General features: G+C 60.2%; 10 protein-coding genes. All 10 read left to right on the top strand.

The genetic code is table 11. The features are described 5' to 3' along the window. Positions 1 to 99 precede the first annotated feature (99 nt). The 10 genes from VFO93_RS19185 (at position 100) to VFO93_RS19140 (ending at position 21,301) form a co-directional block, all read left to right on the top strand. Positions 100 to 981, top strand: a complete 882-nt coding sequence (locus VFO93_RS19185; protein WP_325136000.1) for an ROK family protein — start codon at positions 100 to 102, stop codon at positions 979 to 981. Next, the gene (locus tag VFO93_RS19180; RefSeq protein WP_325135999.1) at positions 978 to 3,326 is read left to right on the top strand and encodes a family 20 glycosylhydrolase; all 2,349 of its coding nucleotides are present in this window, start codon (positions 978 to 980) and stop codon (positions 3,324 to 3,326) included. The genes VFO93_RS19185 and VFO93_RS19180 overlap by 4 nt, the downstream gene beginning before the upstream one ends. A 96-nt stretch (positions 3,327 to 3,422) precedes the next feature. Then, the gene (locus VFO93_RS19175) at positions 3,423 to 4,703 is read left to right on the top strand and encodes a sugar MFS transporter (RefSeq protein WP_325135998.1); all 1,281 of its coding nucleotides are present in this window, start codon (positions 3,423 to 3,425) and stop codon (positions 4,701 to 4,703) included. Positions 4,704 to 4,906: 203 nt separating this feature from the next. Further along, the gene (locus tag VFO93_RS19170; RefSeq protein WP_325135997.1) at positions 4,907 to 7,561 is read left to right on the top strand and encodes a glycoside hydrolase family 2 protein; all 2,655 of its coding nucleotides are present in this window, start codon (positions 4,907 to 4,909) and stop codon (positions 7,559 to 7,561) included. A gap of 118 nt (positions 7,562 to 7,679) precedes the next feature. Beyond that, positions 7,680 to 9,986, top strand: a complete 2,307-nt coding sequence (locus tag VFO93_RS19165; protein WP_325135996.1) for a GH92 family glycosyl hydrolase — start codon at positions 7,680 to 7,682, stop codon at positions 9,984 to 9,986. A 632-nt stretch (positions 9,987 to 10,618) separates the two neighbouring features. Further along, on the top strand, positions 10,619 to 13,690 hold the full coding sequence (locus VFO93_RS19160; RefSeq protein WP_325135995.1) for a SusC/RagA family TonB-linked outer membrane protein: 3,072 nt from the start codon (positions 10,619 to 10,621) through the stop codon (positions 13,688 to 13,690). Positions 13,691 to 13,699: 9 nt separating this feature from the next. After that, positions 13,700 to 15,292, top strand: coding sequence for a SusD/RagB family nutrient-binding outer membrane lipoprotein (locus VFO93_RS19155; protein WP_325135994.1), 1,593 nt, complete (start codon positions 13,700 to 13,702; stop codon positions 15,290 to 15,292). 370 nt (positions 15,293 to 15,662) lie between these two features. Next, positions 15,663 to 16,718, top strand: a complete 1,056-nt coding sequence (locus VFO93_RS19150) for a carbohydrate-binding family 9-like protein (protein ID WP_325135993.1) — start codon at positions 15,663 to 15,665, stop codon at positions 16,716 to 16,718. Continuing rightward, the gene (locus VFO93_RS19145) at positions 16,715 to 17,818 is read left to right on the top strand and encodes a family 10 glycosylhydrolase (protein WP_325135992.1); all 1,104 of its coding nucleotides are present in this window, start codon (positions 16,715 to 16,717) and stop codon (positions 17,816 to 17,818) included. Before VFO93_RS19150 ends, VFO93_RS19145 begins: the two co-directional genes overlap by 4 nt. A 282-nt stretch (positions 17,819 to 18,100) precedes the next feature. Further along, complete coding sequence (locus tag VFO93_RS19140) at positions 18,101 to 21,301, top strand: VCBS repeat-containing protein (protein ID WP_325135991.1); 3,201 nt, start codon at positions 18,101 to 18,103, stop codon at positions 21,299 to 21,301. The last annotated feature ends 60 nt before the right edge of the window (positions 21,302 to 21,361 follow it).

The raw sequence follows: 21,361 nt of genomic DNA, 5'->3' as shown, positions 1-21,361 counted from the left end.
AGCCGACCGCAAGCCAACGTCATTCCTTCGTTAGGCTCCCCTCTCCCGGAGGGGAGGGGCCGGGGGTGGGGTTTTACGATAGGTTTACTTTACAACTATATGAGTAGCAACAAATACCTCGGCATAGACATCGGCGGCACGAAGATTCAGGCCGGCGTGGTGCGTGATGGTGAGATAATCCAGCAGGTGCGGTTCGAAACCTCGGCCACGGCCCCGAAGGCGCAAATTTTGTCGGAACTGGCGCAGCAGCTGGCCCCGCTGATTGATGACGAAGTAGCGGGCATCGGGGTGGGCGTGCCGGGGCTGGTAGATGCCGAAAACGGCGTGGTACACAACGTGCAGAATATTCCGTCGTGGCGCGAGGTGCATTTGGCGCAGTACCTGCACGGCTGCTTTTACAAGCCCGTGGTGGTGGCTAATGACGCCAACGCCTTTGCCGTAGGCGAAAAAATATACGGGCAGGGCCAACCCTACGCCAACCTGGTGGGCCTGGTGCTCGGCACAGGACTGGGCGCGGGTTTGGTGCTCAATAACCAGCTGTACGCGGGCACGCTCTCCAGCGCCGGCGAGTTTGGCGGCATGCCCTACTTGGATAAAACGCTGGAAGACTATTGCAGCGGCAAGTTTTTTGGGCAGCGCACGGGCCGGCCGGGGGCCGAATGGCACGCGCTGGCCCAGCAGGGCGACGCCGAGGCACTGGCGCTATTTGCCGAGTACGGGCGGCACTTGGGGCGCGCCATCCACTTCATTTTGTACGCCTTAGCGCCCGAGGCCATCTTCTTGGGCGGCTCAGTCAGCCAGTGCTTTACATACTTCGAAGGCGGCCTGCACGAAAGCCTGGCGGCTTTTCCCTACCGGCAGGTGGCCGAGCGGCTGGTCGTGCGGCCCTCTACCATCGGCAACGCGGCTATTTTAGGGGCCGCGGCGCTTTGCCATACCCGGCAGCTATCCCCTACCCCACCCATCGCCCTGACTGTATGAACCGTATCCTCTTGCTTTCTTTGCTGGCCACGACGCTGAGCGCTGGCGCTAATCTGGCCCCAGCCTACGCCCAGCAAGCCCCGGCTGACCAGCCGGGCATTGCCATCATTCCGCAGCCCGTGCGCCTCATGCCGGGCACTGGCAGCTTCGCCATCACGGCGGCTACCAAGATTTTCGTTGGCCCTAAAAATGAGGAGCTGCGCCGCATCGGGCAGCGCCTGAGCCAGGAAATACTACGCGCTACCGGCGTGCAGCCGGCCGTGGTGCAAACCACGCCGGGCAAGCAGCTGGATGGTTCTATCTTTCTCTTTCTGAATCCTGCCAGCCTGCCCGACTCGCTCGGGGCGGAGGGCTACACGCTCAGCGTGCGGCCCGCGCACGTGCTGCTGGCGGCCCGCCAGCCGGCCGGGCTTTTTATGGGCGTGCAAACGCTGCGGCAGCTGCTGCCGACGCAGCGCGGGGCCAGCGCCAGCCTGCCCGCGATAGATGTTACCGACAAGCCGCGCTACAGCTGGCGCGGCATGCACCTTGATGTGAGCCGCCACTTCTTCAGCACCGACTTTGTGAAGAAGTACATCGACTACCTGGCGCTGCACAAGATGAACACCTTCCACTGGCACCTTACGGACGACCAGGGCTGGCGCATCGAAATCAAGAAATACCCCAAGCTGACCAGCGTGGGCGGCTACCGCGAGGGCACACTCATCGGGCACTACGGCGAAAAAGTGCCGCGCTACGACAACGTGCGCTACGGCGGCTTCTACACGCAAGAGCAAATAAAAGAAGTAGTTAAGTACGCCCAGGAGCGCTACATCACGGTGGTGCCCGAGATTGAGATGCCCGGCCACGCGCTGGCCGCCCTCACGGCCTACCCCGAGCTGTCGTGCACCGGCGGGCCATTTAAAGTGGGCCAGACATGGGGCGTGTTTGACGATATTTTTTGCGCCGGCAACGAGCAGACGTTCGCTTTTTTGCAGGATGTGCTGACGGAAGTGATGCCGCTCTTCCCAAGCAAAATCGTGCACATCGGCGGCGACGAAGCGCCCAAAACCCGCTGGAAAGTGTGCCCCAAGTGCCAGGCCCGCATCAAGGCCGAGCACCTCAAGGATGAGCACGAGCTGCAAAGCTATTTCGTGCAGCGCATGGAGAAATTCGTGAACAGCAAGGGCAAAACCATCATGGGCTGGGATGAAATCCTGGAGGGCGGCCTGGCCCCCAACGCCGCCGTGATGTCGTGGCGCGGCACCGACGGCGGCATCGCCGCCGCCAAGCAAAAGCACCAGGTGGTGATGACGCCCGGCGAGTACCTGTATTTCAACCAGTACCAGGGCGACCCCAGCCTGGAGCCGCTGGCCTTCGGCGGCTACCTGCCGCTGGAGAAAGTGTACTCTTTCGAGCCCACGCCCAAAGAGCTGACCGCCGCCGAGCGCCCGTACATCCTGGGCGCGCAAGCCAATATGTGGACCGAATACATCGAAACCGACCAGGGCGTCGAGTACATGGCGCTACCCCGCATGTCGGCCCTGGCCGAAGTGCTCTGGACGCCCGCCCGCCTCAAAAACTGGGAAAGCTTCAAGGTGCGGATGCAGCCGCAGTACCAGCGCTACGCCGCCCTGGGGGCCACCTACGCCAGGAGCGCCTTCAACGTGCGCCAGCAGTTCGTGGCCGACACTACCAAGGGCGGCGACGTGGTGAGTTTGCTGCTCGATGCCACCGGCCTGCAGATACGCTATACCCTCGACGGCTCGGCCCCTACCCCCGCCTCTATCGCCTACACCGAGCCGTTTACGCTCACCAATTCGGTTACGGTAAAGGCTACTTCATTTGAAAACGGGCAGCCGGCCGGCAAAACAACGACCACGGACGTGCTGGCGCACAAAGCCTTTGCCGACCCTACCAGGCTGGCCAGCGCGCCCCACAAAAACTACCTGGCCAGCGGCCCGCTCACGCTGGTCGATGGCCTGCACGGCTCCGTCAGCCACACCGATGGGCACTGGCTGGGCTTCCTGGGCGACGACCTGGTGGCGACCATAGACTTGAAAAAAGCCACCGACATCAGCGCCGTGCGCAGCACGTTCCTGCAAAAGCCGGAAGATGAAATCCTGCTGCCCGCCGCGCTGGAAGTCGCCGTTTCGACCGATGGCCGCACCTACAAAACGGTGTACACTGCCCCGGTGGCGGCGGCGCAGGCGGGCTCCGGCATCCACGAAGTGAAGGCCGACTGGAAGAAAACCAAGGCCCGCTTCATCCGCATCACGGCCAAAAATGCGCAAGCCCAAAAAACCGCCGCGGGTGCCAAGGAAACTACCACCTGGCTGTTTGCCGACGAGTTGGTGGTGCAGTAGCGCGGGCTTTTAGTTTGCGAACACCAGGCGCTATCAACTCGCGGAATGAAAGTCCGCGCTACGTCTCCTTTTCTCAGCCCTCTTCTACCCCGCCCCATGCCCAACGTAGCCACCGCGCCGGCCCCGCCCGCCAGCCGCCAGCAAACCCGCTCGATAGTCATTATCGGGGCGCTGTTTTTCATCTTCGGCTTCGTCACCTGGCTCAACTCGGTGCTGATTCCGTACCTGAAAATCAGCTGCGAGCTCAGCAATTTTGAGGCGTACCTGGTGGCGTTTGCCTTTTATATTTCGTACCTAGTGATGGCCATTCCCTCGGCCTGGGTACTAAAAGCCACGGGGTTTAAAAAAGGCATGTCGGCCGGGCTGCTGGTAATGGGCGTGGGCGCGCTGCTCTTTGTGCCGGCCGCGCTCACGCGCACCTACGGGCTGTTTTTGCTGGGCTTATTCGTGCAGGGCACCGGGCTGGCCGTGCTGCAAACGGCGGCCAACCCCTACATCACCATCCTGGGGCCGCGCGAAAGCGCCGCCAAGCGCATCAGCATCATGGGCATCTGCAACAAGGTGGCCGGGGCGCTGGCCCCCATCGCCCTGGGGGCGGTGGCCCTGAAAGATGCCGACGCGCTGGTAAAGCGCCTGGGTAGCCTGAGCCCCGCCGCCAAAGCAGCCGAGCTCGACGCGCTGGCCGCCCGCGTGGTTACGCCTTATTTGCTTATGCTGGGCGTGCTGGTGCTATTGGCTACCCTAATCTATTTCTCCTCCCTACCCGAAATCGACACCGACCACGAAGACGAAGCCGTGGCCGCCGCCAACACCAACAAAACGAGCATTTTCCACTTCCCGCATCTAATTATGGGGGCGCTGGCCATGTTTTTTTACGTGGGCGTGGAAGTGATTGCCGGCGATACCATCATCAGCTATGGGGCTTCGCAGGGTATTGCCCTGGCTACGGCCAAGTTTTTCACTACCTGCACGCTGGTGGCCATGATTGTGGGCTACGGCGTCGGCATCGTGGCTATTCCCCGCTTCATCTCGCAGGAGAAGGCCTTGCAGGTTTCGGCCGTGACGGGCGTACTGTTTGCGCTGGGCGCGCTTTTTACTACCGGCTACACATCGGTGCTGTTTATCTCGCTACTGGGGCTGGCTAATTCGCTCATCTTCCCGGCAATCTGGCCGCTGGCCATCGACGGGCTGGGGCGCTTTACCAAGCTGGGGTCGTCGCTGCTTATCATGGCCATTGCCGGGGGCGCGGTGCTGCCGCCGCTTTATGGGTTATTGGCCGACCATTTTACGGCGCAACACGCTTACTGGCTGGTTATTCCGTGTTATTTGTTTATTCTGTTCTACGGGGTGGCGGGGCATAAGGTACGGCGGGCGTAGGGGCTCGTCGGGTGGGTCGCCTCACCCCCCGGCCCCCTCTCCGAAAAGGAGAGGGGGAGCCAAACGCCTTTTCGACGCAAAAACATAATTAGAAAAACAGTACTATCCAGTTTACTATCGCCAGTGTCGTCCGGCTCCCCCTCTCCTTTTCGGAGAGGGGGCCGGGGGTGAGGCGACCCGTTGAACGAGCCTACTCCCCACCCATGACCACCCACCGCTACCTGCTTTCCCTGCTAACCCTGGCCAGCGCCTCGCCCCTGGCGGCGCAGCAACGCTACGAGCTGAACACTGGCTGGCTAGCCCAACCCATCGCCAAGGTGTCGGCGGCCGGGCCGCAGCTTTCGCAGCCCACGTATGCGCTGGCGGGCTGGCAGCCGGCCGTGGTGCCGGGCACGGTGCTCACTACTCAGCTGGCCAACAAGCAGGTACCCGACCCGTTTTTCGGGATGAACAACGAGCGCATTCCGGACATCTACAAAACCGGGCGCGACTACTATACCTACTGGTTTGCCAAGGATTTTCAGGAAGCGCCGGCCGTGGGCGGAGGGCAGGTGTGGCTGCATTTGCGGGGCGTGAACTACAGCTGCGAGGTGTACCTGAATGGGCAGAAACTCAACAAGCAGACGCACCACGGCATGTTTTTGCGGCAGGCCTACAACATCACGCCCTACCTGGCCAAGAACGGCCGCAACCGCCTGGCCGTGGTGGTGTACCCGCCCGACCCCGTGGGCAATCCCAACGGCGGCCAGGGCGGCGATGGCGTAATTGCCCGCAACGTTTCGACCCAGTACACGGCCGGCTGGGACTGGATTCGGCCCATCCGCGACCGCAACACCGGCATCTGGGACAAGGTCACGATTGAGAAAACCGGGGCGGTCAACCTCAAAAATCCGCACGTTATCACCCACGTGCCGGGCGTGCGCCGGCCCACCGGCCCCCAGGCCCCGGCCACCCTGGCCGCCACGGCCGAGCTCGAAAACCCGACGGCCAGCGCCGTGAGCGGCGTGTTGCAGTACACCATCGCGGGCCAGGTGGTGAAGCAGGCCGTGAGCGTGCCCGCGCACGCCACCAAGCAAGTGAGCCTACCCACCTTCACCCTGCAAAACCCCAAGCTGTGGTGGCCCAGCGGCTACGGCGCGCAGCACCTCTACCCGCTCAAGATGCAGTTTGTGGTGGGTGGCAAAACGGTATCGGACGAGGAAACCCTGCAAGTGGGCGTGCGCGAAATCCGCCCCCAGTGGAACGACTACACCCGCAGTATGCAGGTGCTGCTCAATGGTCAGAAAATCTTTATCAAGGGCGGCAACTGGATTATTTCGGATGCCATGCTGCGCTTCTCGAAGGCCCGCTACGACACCGAAATCCGGTTTCACCGCGACATGAATTTGAACCTCATTCGCATTTGGGGCGGGGCGCTGGTCGAGCGGCCCGAGTTTTATGAAGCCTGCGACAAGTACGGGCTGCTGGTGATGCAGGACTTCTGGATGAGCGGCGACTGCAACGGCCGCTGGGTGGACCCCATGAAGCTGGAAGACCAGTGGACCCGCCGCCGCTACCCCAACGACCACCGCCTGTTCGTGAACTCGGTGGCCGACCAGGTGAAGCTCGTGCGCAACCACGCCTCGCTGGCCATCTGGTGCGGCGGCAACGAAATCACGCCGCCCCAGGATATCCTCACCGCCATGCAGGACACGCTGCTGCCCAGGCTCGACGGCACGCGCTGGTTTATCCCTTACTCCAACGCCGACAGCATGTCGTATAACCAGCTGGGCGGCAACGGCGACGGGCCGTACGGCATCCAGCCCATCAGCCAATTTTGGGGGCACCGCACGTTCCCCTTCAACTCGGAAGTGGGCTCCGTGGGCGTGGGCGACGTGGAGTCGCTGGAGCGCTTTCTGCTACCCGCCAACCTGGTGCCGCCGCGCTACCTCGGGGCCAACAGCAAGCCCACCGAGCAGGTCGATTCGGTGTGGACCTACCACACCTACATCGGCTACGAGCAGTACTTGCTGCCCTACGGCGCGCCCAAGGACATCCGCGATTTTGGGCTGAAGGCGCAGCTCGTCAACTACGACCAGTATCGGGCGCTCATGGAGGGCTTCAGCGCCCACATGTGGGACTGGTACACGGGCAGCATTATCTGGAAAACCCAAAACCCCTGGACCGCCCTGCGCGGCCAGATGTACGACTACTACCTCGACCCCAACGCCTGCCTCTACGGCCTGCGCACCGGCAGCGAGCCGCTGCACGTGATGTACAACCCCGTCGATAGCATGGTAACGCTCGTCAACAACCGCTTCGACGTGAAGCGCGACCTGATGCTGGTGGTCGATGCCTACGACATGGCCGGCAAGAAGACGCCCATCACGCAGGTGGTGGTCGAAATCAATCCCTCGTCGGCCAAGAAATACCTGCCCATCAACGCCAACGTGAAGCAGCTGGCCAGCCAGAAAGGCATGTTCCTCTCGCTGCAATTGCAAGACCTCAACAAGCAGGTGCTCAGCAATAACCTCTACTGGCTGCCCGATGCCAAGGGCGAATACTCGGGCCTGAAAACCCTGGCCAAAACCGCCGTCGGCATCGCCGCTCGGCAAGCCACTACGGGTCAAATCGAAGTCACGCTCACAAACCCAGCCGGCGCGCCGGTCGCCTTTTTCAACCGATTGGCGCTAGTTAATCCGCAGACGCAGAAGCGCGTGCTGCCGGTGTTCTACTCCGACAACTACGTGTCGGTACTGCCCGGCGAGCGCAAAACCGTGCGGCTGGATTACACGCCCACGCCCGGCGAGCCCGCGCCGGTGGTGTCGGTCGAGGGCTGGAACGTGGCTAAGCAACTGGTGCCGATTGCTGGTAAATAATCTCTTCTATCCCACCCGATTTGTTATGCAAAAGCTAACCAAAATTATCAACCGTCATGCTGAGCTTGTCGAAGCATCTCTATCGCTTCATCGCACCTCGTCCAACGGAGCGGTAGAGATGCTTCGGCAAGCTCAGCATGACGGACGTGGGCGGTTGCCATTAGCCGCGCTGGTACTGTTAGGTGGGTGTCTGGCAGCCCAGCCAGCAGCGGCCCAGCGGGCAGCGGCGGCTAAGCCGGCTAGCCTCACGCAATACGTAGACCCTTACATCGGCACCGGGTTTCACGGGCACGTGTTTTTGGGGGCTAACGTGCCGTTTGGGGCGGTGCAGCTCGGGCCGGTGAACTTGTCGGAGGGCTGGGACTGGTGCTCGGGCTACCATTATTCTGACTCCACCATCGTGGGCTTTTCGCACACCCACCTCAGCGGCACCGGCATCGGCGACCTCGGCGACGTGGCCGTGATGCCCACTACTGGCCCGGTGCGCGTGCGCAAGGGTACGCTCAAAAACCCTGATGGCGGCTTTGTTTCGCTATTTTCGCATAAGGAAGAAAAGGTGCGGCCCGGCTACTATAGCGTGCGGCTCAAGCGCTACAACATCAAGGCCGAGCTCACGACCAGCGAGCGGGTGGGCTTTCACCAGTACACTTTCCCAAAGTCCGACGCGACGCACTTGGTCATCGACTTACAGCAGGGCATTGGCTGGGACTTGGCCACCGATACTCACATCGAGCAGCTCAACGACAGCACGCTCGTGGGCTACCGCTTCTCCAAGGGCTGGGCCGTAAAGCAGCGGCTCTACTTCGCGGCTATTGTCTCGAAGCGAATCCGGCAGTTCAGCAGCGTGCAGGTGACTGATTCGCTGGGCAATACCGCTCCCGCCGCGACCGGCAGCCGCATCAAGGGCGTGCTTACCTTCACGACCCAGGCCGGCGAGGTAGTGAAGCTGAAAGTGGGCATTTCGCCCGTGAGCACCACCAACGCGCTGGCCAATATCCGGGCCGAAATTCCGCACTGGAACTTCGCCCGCGTGGCCGCCGCCGCCGATGCCAGCTGGAACCGGGAGCTGCAAAAAGTCCGCATTCAGGCCGAGCCGGCGCGGATGAAGACCTTCTACACGGCGCTCTACCACACGATGGTAGCGCCGTCCATCTTCAACGACCACAACGGCGACTACTGGGGAACCGACGAGCAGGTACATACCGGGGCCAAGTTCACCAACCTCACTACGTTCTCGCTCTGGGATACCTACCGGGCGGCGCACCCGCTCTTTACCCTGCTCCAGCCCACGCGGGTTAATGACATGGTGAGCAGCATGTTGGCCATTTACCAGCAGCAAGGCAAGCTGCCGGTGTGGCACCTCATGGCCAACGAAACCAACTGCATGGTGGGCTACAGCGCCGTGCCCGTGGTAGCCGACGCCTACCTCAAGGGCTTCAAAGGCTTCGATGCCAACCTGGCCTACGAGGCCGTGAAGGCCACCGCCATGCGCGACGACTGGGGCCTGAAAGACGTGAAAGCCCTCGGCTTCATCCCCGCCAATAACGAGGTTGAGAGCGTGTCGAAAGGCATGGAATACGCCATCGATGATTGGTGCATCGCCCAGATGGCCAAGCAAATGGGCAAGACCGAAGACTACGCCTATTTCAGCAAGCGCGCCCAGAACTACCAGAACTACTTCGACAAGCACGTGGATTTCATGCGCGGCCGGGTGTCGCAAACCGAGTGGCGCACGCCGTTCAACCCGTTTTCGTCGGTGCACATGAAAAGCGACTTCACCGAGGGCAACGCCTGGCAGTACACCTGGCTCGTGCCGCAGGACGTGGAAGGGCTGATTGGCCTGCTGGGCGGCGAAAAACGCTTCAGCCAGAAGCTGGATTCGCTGTTCGTGGTGAAAGGCAACATGGGGGCCGAGGCCTCGCCCGATATTTCGGGGCTCATCGGCATGTACGCCCACGGCAACGAGCCGGGCCACCACATCACCTACCTCTACAACTACGTGGGCCAGCCCTGGAAAACGGCCGAAAAGGTCCGCTTCATCACCGACAACTTCTACACGACCAAGCCCGACGGCATCATCGGCAACGAGGACGTGGGGCAAATGTCGGCCTGGCACGTGTTTTCGGCGCTGGGCTTCTACCCGCTCAACCCCGCCAACGGGGCCTACGTGTTCGGCAGCCCGTCGGTGAACCAGGCGACGCTCGCGCTGGGCAGTGGTAAGACGCTCACCATCAGCGCCAAGAACAACAGCCCGACCAACAAGTACATCCAGCGCGTGCTGCGCAATGGCCAGCCTTATACGAAGTCGTACATCACCCACCGCGACCTGCTGCAAGGCGGCTCGCTGGTGCTGGAAATGGGCCCCCGGCCTAGCGCCACCTGGGGCGTGGCCCCGGCCGACCGGCCCCGCTCAGTCATGCAGTAAGGCCGCCGTTTGCTTTTTGGAAAACGGCAATTGAAAGAGCGCAGCCAATCCTATTATGCTACTATAATTTATTTGTTTCGCAACAAACAACTGCTTACTTTTGAATCATTCCTAAACGGCTATTTTCAAGGTTTTAGTAAGCCTTGATAAAGAGCCTGATGAACATTCCGTGACTAGGTTATCGGCCTGGTGGTTTAGAAGGCTTTTTCAAACAGGTGCTTTGCATCAGTCTTTAAGCATAATTCCTTATCCACCAAGCCTTTTTCATCCTTAGGCTACCAAGCAGCTACGCCCTGATACTGCAGAGTCGATGAGCAACTGTCGCTACTCTGAAAACTTCTATTTCTAAGCTACTTCCAGCTACTGCCTTACCCCGCCCGCACCCGCGCCAGCTCTACGGCGCATCAGCAGGCGCTTCGCGCTGCTTTACACGCTCGCCCCGGCCTTTTCCAGTGTTCTTTTTTTGAGTATTCGGCCTGCTGAGCCAGCTTTTTTGCCAAGTTGCCTAAACGTTTTTGCATCGCGTTGGCTGTCTCCCAGGCCAGCCAGGCTTCGCTACCGTGAGCGCGTTGCGGCGCACGCCTTGTTTTCCACTTTACCACTTCACTTTCACTTATTCCCCCCAGCCCATCATGAGAAGAATAGTACCACTACTTGTATTACTCTTGCTGCTGTGTCGAAGCTATAGCTACGCGCAGACGAGCAAGATTTCCGGCAAAATCACCAGTTCGACCAACGAGGCCCTCATCGGGGTCAGCATCCTGGTGAGCGGCACCACGCAGGGCACTACCTCTGACGCGGACGGCAACTACGCCATCACCGCGCCCGACGATGCCACGCTGGTATTCTCCTACGTGGGCTACGTGAGCCAGACGGTGGCCGTGAAGGGCCGCTCCTCCATCAACGTCGTGATGGCGGTGGACAACAAGGAGCTTGGCGAAGTAGTAGTAACGGCGCTGGGCATCAAAAAAGACGAGCGCAAAGTCGGCTACGCCGTGACCAAAGTGGATGCCGGCGTCCTCAACGTGGCCCGCGAAACCAACGTGGCCAACTCGCTCGAAGGCCGCGTAGCGGGCCTGAACGTATCGGGCGCCAGCGGCGGCCCCGGCTCGTCGGCTCGCCTCAACATTCGGGGCGTCACGTCGTTCTCGGGTACGTCGTCGCCCCTGATTGTTATCAACGGGGTGCCGATGGACAACACGGTGCGCGGGAGCGCCGGCGAGTGGGGCGGGGCTGACCTGGGCGATGGTATCAGCAACATCAACCCCGATGATATTGAGAACGTGACGGTGCTGAAAGGCTCGACCGCTTCGGCCCTGTACGGTGCCCGGGCGGCCAACGGCGTTATTCAAATCACGACCAAGAGCGGCTCGCGGACTAAATCGACAATTGAGTACAACACGAACTTCCAGCTTGACCGGGCGGTTGACAACACCAACTTTCAGGACCAGTATGGCCAGGGCAGCCAAAACCTGCGCCCTACCGATAAAGCCTCGGCTATTATCTCGGGCAACACGGCCTGGGGCCAGAAGCTGGACGGCACCCCCACCATCGGCATCGATGGCCAGCTGCACCCGTACTCGAAGGTGAAGGGGAACATCAACAACTTCTACCGCACGGCCCCTTCCTGGACCAACACGGTTTCCGTTTCGGGCGGCGGCGAAAAAGGCACGTACCGCCTGTCGCTGTCGAACCTGGATAACAAGTCTATCCTGCGCAACAGCGGTCTGACGCGCCGCACGGCCAACTTCAGCACGTCTTATGACCTGACAACCAAGCTGAGCTTCAACCTGGCGGCCAGCTACATTGACCAGAACGACACCAACCGCCCGCAGCTGAGCGACGCGCCGCTGAACGCCAACAACATCCTGTTTCTGGCCCCCAACATCGACCAGAATACGCTGAACCCCGGCTTTGATGCCAACAACAACGGGCTGGAAACGGCCTGGAACGCGGACAGCTACACGACCAACCCCTGGTTTGTGGTAAACCAGTTTGTGAACGATGTGTCGCGCAAGCGCCTCATTACTTCGATAGCAGCCAAATACGCCTTTACCGACTACCTGTTCTTGCAGGGCCGCGTCGGCTACGACTACTCCAACGACCGTCGCTTTGGCGTGACGCCCTACGGCACGCTGTACTCGAACGCCGGTGAGGGTGCCCTCGACAACCAGACCCTGGGCAACCGCCTGGAAATGAACTCCGACGCTTTGTTGTCGTTCAACAAAGCCCTGAACCAGGACTTCTCCATCAGTGCCAGCGTAGGGGCCAACTATCGCCGCAACAAGTTTGAGAGCTTGCGCTTATTCGGTGGCAACTTCATTGTGCCTTACCTGTACACGCCCACCAACGTGCGCACACCCAACCGTGAGTACCAGTACTCGGAACTGGTGACGCCTTCGGTGTATTACACTGCCGACTTCACGTACAAGTTTCTGACCCTGAGCACTACGGGCCGCTACGACCGGTTCTCGACGCTGCCCACCAACAACCGGAGCATCTTCACGCCGTCGGTGGCCGGTAGCTTCATCTTCTCGGACCTGCTCGAATCGTCGGTGCTGAGCTACGGCAAGCTGCGCGCCTCGTATGCCAAAACCAGCGGCGAGGCCGCTAACCCCTACCTGACGCAGCAGTACTACAGCATCGGTAACCCCATCAACGGGGTACCGCGCGCTAATTTTAGCTCGACGCTGCCCAACGCCAACCTGCGCCCGTATAACCTGCGCGAGTTTGAAGTAGGCACCGAGCTGAAGTTCCTCAACGGCCGCATCGGGCTGGATGTCGCGTACTTTAACCGCAAAACCACCGGCGAGATTGTAAATGCTACGCTTTCCATAGCTTCGGGCTACGAGGGCAATACCGTGAACCTAGGCTCGACCCTGAACCGCGGCGTAGAGCTGGCCCTGACCGTGGTGCCGGTGAAGCGCGGTGCCTTCACCTGGACTTCGAGCTTCAACTTCACCAAGCTGCACAACGAGGTACTGGACATCGACGGTGGGGCCAGCACCCCGCTGCAAACCGGCACCTACCGCCCCATGAACGCCAACATCGGCATCGTGAAGGGCCTCGCCATCTCGCAAGTGCGGGCCTACGACTACAAGCGCGACGCCAGCGGCAACGTAATCGTGGGTGCCGACGGCATTCCGATGCGCGGCGACCTGAAGCCGATGGGCTCGGGCATCGCCAACCTGTACGGCGGCTTCAACAACGACGTCACTTTTAAGAACTTTAATCTGTCATTCTTAATTGACTACAAGTTCAATAACAAGATTTTGTCGGCCACCGAATACTACTCGTACACCCGCGGCCTGAACAAGGCCACCCTCGAAGGTCGCGACAATGGCGTAGTAGCCGTGGGCGTGACCGAGACCGGCCAGCCCAACACCGTGGTGGTGCCGGCCTACACGTACTACCCCACGCTGGCTTCCAACGTGTCGGCGCTGTCGGTGCTCGACGGTAGCTTCATCAAGTTCCGCCAGCTCACCTTCGGCTACACCTTCAACCAGGCGCTGCTCGCGCGCACGCCGTTCCAGGCCGTTACCTTGTCGCTGGTGGGTCGCAACCTGTTCACCATTATGAAGCGCACCGACAACATCGACCCGGAGAATACCATTTCGCCCCTGGTGGCCTACGCTGGGGTAGAAGGCGGCTCGCTGCCCTTCGCCCGCACATACGGGGTTACGCTCAATGTTAAATTCAAATAAGCTAGCGCGATGAGAAAGACAGCTATCTACGCCGCTCTAACGGCCGTTCTGTTCAGCACTTCCTGCTCGGAAAAGTACCTCGACCAAATAAACACGAACCCCACCGCCGCCTCGGCCGCCAACCTGAACCCCAACTACCTGCTTGCCGACGGCCAGCTCACGTTTGCCAACACGGGGTATGGCGAGCTGCTGTACCCGGCCCCGGCCATTCAGGGCCTGGCCAGCACGTTCAACTATTACGGCAACGGCGACAAGTACACCAACTCCGGCGGCTTCACGGGCTATCAGGCGCTCATCTTCAACCAGGGCTACACGGCGCTGAGCCGCTTGCAGCAGGCCATTGACGTAGCCAACACCCAGGGAGCCAGCCGCTACACCAACGTGATTGCCATCAGCAATATCATGAAAATCATGATATTCCAGCGCATTACGGACACTTACGGCGACGTTCCCTTCTCGCAGGCCGTGCAGGCGAGCAAGGGCATCACCACGCCGCAGTACGACAAGCAGCAGGACATTTATCCGGCCATGCTAACGCAGCTTGACGCAGCTATCACGAGCCTCGATGCGGCGGGCCCCAAAGCCTCGGGCGACCTGCTTTATGCCGGCGACGTGGCGCAGTGGAAGAAGCTGGGCTACTCGCTGATGGTGCGGGTGGCCATGCGCATGACCAAGGCGAACATTACCCTGGCCAAAACCTACACCGAGAAAGCAGCCGCCGCTGGCACCATGACCAGCTACACCGACAATGCCCTCGTGCGGGGGGACATTGCGTTCGGCGACACGCAGAACGCGACCACCAACGCCCTGCTCACCACCGACGACTTCCGGGAAGTGAAGTGGAGCAAGACCCTGATTGACTACCTGCGCACCACCAGCGACCCCCGCCTGAGTGCCATTGCCGAGATTCCGGCCGCGGGCGCTACCGCCAATGCAAACCAGGCCCTGGTAGGCGATAACACCGCCAGCCTGCAGCGGGGCCTGCCCAATGGCTACGACCAGACGGGCGGGGCGTTCGACATCCGCAAGCGCTCGGATTACCCCGGCGCTACGGGTGCCGCCGGCAACGAGGCCATCCTGGGCAACTACTCGCGGCCCCGCCTGGCCGTGTACATTCAGCGCAGCGCCCCTAATTTCTTGCTGACGTATGCCGAAACGGAGCTCTTGCTCGCCGAAGCGGCTACCCGCGGCTGGAGCGTGGGTGCTACGGCCGCCACGCACTACGCCAACGGGGTGCGCGGGGCCATGCTCTCGCTCTCGCAGTTCAGCTCGGCGGCCACCATCAGCCAGGCTACTGCCGATGCCTACTTGCTGGCCAACCCCCTGGGGGCCAGCAATCAGCTCCAGCAAATCAACGAGCAGTACTGGCTGGAAGCGTGCACTACCTTCAACTTCATCGAGGGCTGGTTTAACTGGCGGCGGTCGGGCTTCCCAGTGCTGACGCCCGTGAACTACCCCGGCAACGTGACCGGCGGCACCATCCCGCGCCGCCTGATTTACCCCGTCACGGAAGTATCGAACAACCCCAGCGGCTACGCAGCCGGCGTGGCCAGCCTCAGCGGCGGCGACCTGCTGACCTCGCGCGTGTGGTGGGATAAATAACCCCCGCCGCACCGCCTGACAAGGGAGGCTTTATTCCGGGCAAAGCTGGGGTAAAGCCTCCTTTTTTTTGTAGTAAGTGATTGGTTCTGTTTAGCCGTGCAAACGTGTCGCCTCACCCCCCGGCCCCCTCTCCGAAAAGGAGAGGGGGAGCCGAATGCAAGCCAACGAAAGCGAACATCAGAAATCGTCAGGCTCCCCCTCTCCTTTTCGGAGAGGGGGCCGGGGGGTGAGGCGCTACGCCAGAACAGCACGCTTATTTTTGGCTGAGTACTCAGCTTGCCGGTTTAGGTACCGGGCTTAAGGTTTTATGCACGTACTATCTTCTCTTTTCTGCCAGCGGCCTGCGGGTTGGCCAGTTATCCTATTAAGCTTGGGCCTGGCCTTACCCGCGCAGGCCCAGGTCAATTTCCAAGACCTGGAAGGTCTTTTCACGCCGCCCAAAGGCTACGTGGTGCAGCACACCAGCCAGCCGCTGCGGATGGACGGCCGCCTCACGGAAGCCGCCTGGCAGCAAGCCGCCTGGACCACCAACTTCGTGGATATCGAAGGCGCGGCCAAGCCCCTGCCCACCCATCAGACGCGGGTGAAGATGCTGTGGAACGACTCGACGCTGTTCGTGGCGGCCACCTTGCAGGAGCCCCAAATCTGGGCCTACCAAACGCGCCACGACGACATTATCTATTATGATAATGACTTCGAGGTGTTTATCGACCCCGATAACAACACGCACCAGTATTTTGAAGTCGAGGTCAACGCGCTGAACAAGATTTTCGACCTCTACCTGCCCAAGCCCTACCGCAACCAGGGCGACGCCCTCATCAGCTGGGACGTGGCCGGGCTGCAATCGGGCGTGGCCATCGACGGCACCCTGAATAAGCCACAGGACACCGACCGCAGCTGGACGGTGGAAATGGCCATCCCGCTCAAGGCCGTGCGGATGGGTTTTCCCTGGCAGCCGCCCGCCGAGGGCACGCTGTGGCGCATCAATTTCTCGCGGGTGGAGTGGAACACACAGGTTGCGAACGGCAAAAACCAGAAGCTGCGTGATGCCAGCGGCAAAGACCTGCCCGAGCACAACTGGGTGTGGTCGCCGCAGGGCGTCATCAACATGCACTACCCCGAGCGCTGGGGCTACTTGCAGTTTACGCGCCAGCCGGGCACCACCTGGCAGCTACCACTAGCCGAGCGCCGCAAGCAGCAGCTGTGGCGCGTGTACTACCGCCAGCAGCAGCACAAGGAGAAAACCGGCCGCTACGCCAGCACCCTGGCCGAGCTTCAACTGCCCGCGCAAGTCGAGGTAGACCAGCAAGCCAACGAGCTGCAACTCGCCGCCACGCCCTACCAGTTTACCGCCACCCTCACCGCCACCGGCCAGCCCACTTTTCGCCTCAACGATGAGGGCCTGCTTGAACCCGTAAAGCCATGAACAGCCGCCGCAAATTTGTGCAAGACAGCTTGTTGCTGGGCTTGTCGGCTCCCCTCCTCTCGGCCGCCCCGGCCGCCGACCCGAGCGCGCCCTCGCCCACTGGCTGGAAGCACTGGGTCTGGATTAACCCCGACCCCAAGGACACCGCCGCCCAGCTTACCGAGCGCTACCGGCAGTATTACGAGGCGGGCATTCGGGGCATCTTTTTTGAAGCCGACAGCGAGCGGCATTTTCGGGCGGCCAAGGCGCAAAAGCTGGAAGCCCACCGCTGGATTTGGACCATGAACCGGGGCGAAAAAACGCTGCTGGCCGCCCACCCCGAGTGGTACGCCGTGAGCCGCCGGGGCGAATCCTGCGCCACCCACCCGCCCTACGTGGATTATTACCGCTGGCTCTGTCCCTCGCGCGAGGAGGTGAAGCAGTACCTGGAGCAAGACTACGCCGCCGCCCTCAAAAAAGACTACGTCGATGGCATACACCTTGATTACGTGCGCTTTTGCGACGTGATTCTACCCGTCAACCTCTGGGCCAAGTACGGCATCGTGCAAACCAGCGAGCTGCCCGAATACGACTTTTGCTACTGCCCGGTGTGCAAGGCAACCTACAAAACCGAGCACGGCATCGACATCGACACGGTGCAATACCCCGAGGCCAGCCCGTCGTGGCGGGCCTTTCGCTACCAGCGGGTGAATGAGGTGGTGCGCCGCCTCACGGCCGTGGCTCGGCAGTACCGCAAGCCCATCACGGCCGCCGTTTTCCCGACCCCCGACATCGCCCACCGCAACGTGAAGCAGGACTGGGTAAACTGGAACATCAGCGCCGTGTGCCCCATGATTTACCACGGCTTCTACAAGGAAAACGTGGCCTGGATTGGCCAGGCCGTGGCCGAAGGCGTGCAGGCCCTCAAAGGCAAATTTCCGCTGTACGCCGGTCTCTTCCTACCCGATTTTCAGAACGATACCGAGGTGCAGCAAGGCATCGAAAACGCCCTGCGCAATGGCGCGGCCGGCGTCTCGCTGTTCGGCAATGTGTCAGCGGGCGCGCTGGCGGCTCTGAAGGCCGCCTCAAGCAAAGTAGCTGTAAATAAGTTAACTAAGTAACAAACCGTCTGTCATTGCGAGCACAGCGAAGCAATCGCACCCGAACGGTACCCGGCGAGTGCACTGAACAGATGCGATTGCTTCGCTACGCTCGCAATGACAGCTAAATTTTGAAGGCAACAGCGCCTCTAAGCCAGTAAATCTAGCAATTAATCATCCAGCCTATCAACCTCTCCCACCCCCATGTATCTCTGCCGCTTCGGGTTCAGCTATCGCTGGTTGCTCGTATTTTTTTTAAGTAGCACTGCTTTTAGCGCCAATGCGCAGCAACCCTTATTCAGCTTGCTCAGCGAACAAGAAACCGGCATCAGCTTCGCTAATACAATCAACGAAACCGAAGCACTCAATATCCTATCCTATGAATATTTTTACAATGGCGGCGGGATAGCAGTAGGCGACATCAATAACGACGGACTATCGGACTTGCTATTCACCGGCAACATGCGACCGAATAAGCTTTACTTAAATTTAGGCAATTTTAAATTTAAGGATATTACTACCCAAGCATCGCCCTTATTAGAAGGCCGCAAGGGCGGCTGGAAAACGGGGGCTACAATGGCCGACGTGAACGGCGACGGGCTACTGGATATTTATATCTGCTACTCCGGCAAGGGCTCGGATGATGCGCGCCGCAATCAATTATTTATTAATCAAGGCAACACTAAGTTTCAGGAGGAAGGCGCCGCTTATGGATTGGCCGACCCGAGCTATAGCACGCAGGCCGCGTTTTTCGATTATGATAATGACGGTGACTTGGACATGTTTTTGCTCAATCATAATGTAAAAAAGATTGACAACATGGAGTTTGCTCGCCGCAAAGACGAGGTAGACATACTAGCCGGCAACAAGCTATTTAAGAACGATAACGGCCACTTCACCGACGTTTCCAAGGCTGCCGGCATCATCCAAAATCCGCTGACGTTCGGCTTGGGCATCGCCATTGCGGATATTAATAAGGATGGCTGGGCCGACATCTACGTTACCAACGATTACAACGAGCCGGATTATCTATACATCAATCAGCATAACGGCACGTTTACCAACCAATCACAACAGATGCTGCGGCACCACTCTCATTTTTCGATGGGCGTAGACATTGCCGATTTCAATAATGATGCGCAGCCCGACATATTCACTCTGGATATGCTGCCGGCCGACAACCACCGGCAAAAATCGTTACAGCTCCAGGAGAATTACGAAACATTTGGGCTAATGCTTCAGCAGGAGCTGTATCCGCAGTATATGCGCAATATGCTGCACCTGAATAATGGTGATGGCACGTTCAGCGAGATTGGGCAATTAGCGGGGGTATCGAAAACTGATTGGAGCTGGTGCCCGCTGATTGCTGATTTCGATAACGACGGCTACAAGGACATTTATATTAGCAATGGGTATTTGCGCGATTATACCAATAAGGATTTTCTACGCTATTGGGGCGATTACAAAATCAAAAAAGCAATGGCGCGCGAGCCATTCCAGTTAATGGATTTGGTAACGGCGATGCCTTCAACCTCGGTGCCCGATTACATCTTTAGAAACGAGCACAATCTAACGTTTTCCAATAAGCAGCAGGAATGGGGTTTGAACCAAGCCAATATGTCGAACGGCGCGGTGTACGCCGACCTGGACAATGACGGCGACCTGGATTTGATTGTCAATACCATCAACCAGCCGGCCAGCATTTACCGCAACCGCAGCACCGAAGACCACCACGCAAGCTACCTGGCCCTCAAGCTGAAAGGCTCGGACAAGAACACGCAGGCGGTGGGAGCCAAGGTGTACGTGCACACGCCCGGCCTGGTGCAGTATCAGGAAGTCAACCCCAACCGGGGCTACTTATCGTGCGTTTCGACTACGCTGAATTTTGGCCTCGGCACCAGCCAGCGCGTTGACTCCGTGCGCATTATTTGGCCCAACCAAGCGACACAACTGCTCAAAGCGGTGCCGGCTAACCAGCTGCTGCAACTCATCAGCCCGCCGACCGCCCGGCTCGCCGTGCGGGCCGCGCCGGCCCCGAAACCCGTGTTCAAGCCGGTGGCCCCGCTGTTCGATTTCAAGCCCGAGGAAGTGACGCTGAACGACTTTAAGCGCCAGCTGCTCATGCTGTTTATGTACTCCAAAACCGCGCCGGTGCTGGCGAAGGCCGACGTGAATAAGGACGGCCTCGACGATTTGTTCGTGAGCGGCGCGGCCGGCGAGGTGGGCAAGCTGTACCTGCAACAGCCGGGGGCCAAGTTCGTGGAGGCGCCGCTGGTGCGCAACACTAGCCAGCCGGGCGGCACGGTGGCCGCCGCCGTTTTCTTCGACACGACCGGCGACGGCTTTCCCGATTTGTACCTCGCCAAGGGCGGCTACGCGCTCTACGAGGCCGGGCAGGATGAGCTGCAAGATGAGCTGTATATCAACGATGGCAAGGGCCATTTAATCCTGTCTATCAGCAACTTGCCTGCGCTGAATGCCGGCAGCAAAAGCTGCGTGCGGGCGGCCGACGCCGACAACGATGGCGACCTGGACCTCTTCGTGGGGGGCCGGGTGATACCGGGCCGCTACCCGCTGCCGCCCCCCAGCTACCTGCTGCTCAACGATGGCCACGGCAAGTTTGCGGCCGCCAGCGTGCCCTTTGCCAACGCTGGCATGGTGACCGATGCGCAGTGGGTAGACCTAAACAAGGACGGTCGCAAAGACTTGGTAATGTGCGGCGAGATGATGCCGATAAGCGTGTGGCTGAACACCGCGCAAGGCTTTCAGAACCAGACCGCCGCGTACTTCGCGACGCCCCAGCAAGGCTTCTGGTTTAGCCTGCACGTGGCCGACGTCAATGCCGACGGGCAGCCCGATATAGTGGCCGGCAACCTCGGCACCAACAGCCCCCTGCAAGCCACCGCCCAGGAGCCCGCCGAGCTGTACTACGCTGATTTTGACAACAATGGCTCCATCGACCCCTTCCTGAATTTCTACGTGCAGGGCAAGAGCTACCCCTTCGTGAGCCGCGACGAGCTGAACGAGGAAATCTACTCCATGCGCCGCCGCTTCACGTCGTACAAAGCCTACGCCGACGCCGTGATGACGGATATTTTCAGCCCCGAAGACCTCGGCAAGGCCGGCAAGCTGGAAGCCAACGAGCTGCGCACCACGTTGTACCTCAACCAAAACGGCAAGTTCGCGGCCACCGAGCTGCCGATGGAAGCCCAGTTTTCGGTAGTTACCCAGATTACGAGCGGCGACTACAACCACGACGGACACCGCGACCTGCTGCTACTTGGCAACCACACCGACAACCGCCTGAAAATCGGCAGCCTGGACGCCGGCTACGGCTGCTTGCTGCAAGGCGACGGCCGCGGCCACTTTCGCTACGTGCCACAGCCCGCGGCGGGCCTCTGCGTGCTGGGCGACGTGAAATCGGTGAGCGAAATCCTGGTGAACCGCCAGCCCTACCTGGTGGTGGGCGTCAGCAACGGCCCGGTGCAGTTTTACAAAGAATAGCCTGCTTTCCGAGTTAGGAAAAATGGTCATGCAGAGCGCAGCGAAGCATCTCGCGTGGTG

The sequence above is a fragment of the Hymenobacter sp. genome (assembly GCF_035709525.1).
Taxonomy (GTDB): domain Bacteria; phylum Bacteroidota; class Bacteroidia; order Cytophagales; family Hymenobacteraceae; genus Hymenobacter.
The sequence above is the reverse complement of the archived record's forward strand: the minus strand, read 5'-3'. Positions and strand labels throughout refer to the sequence as shown.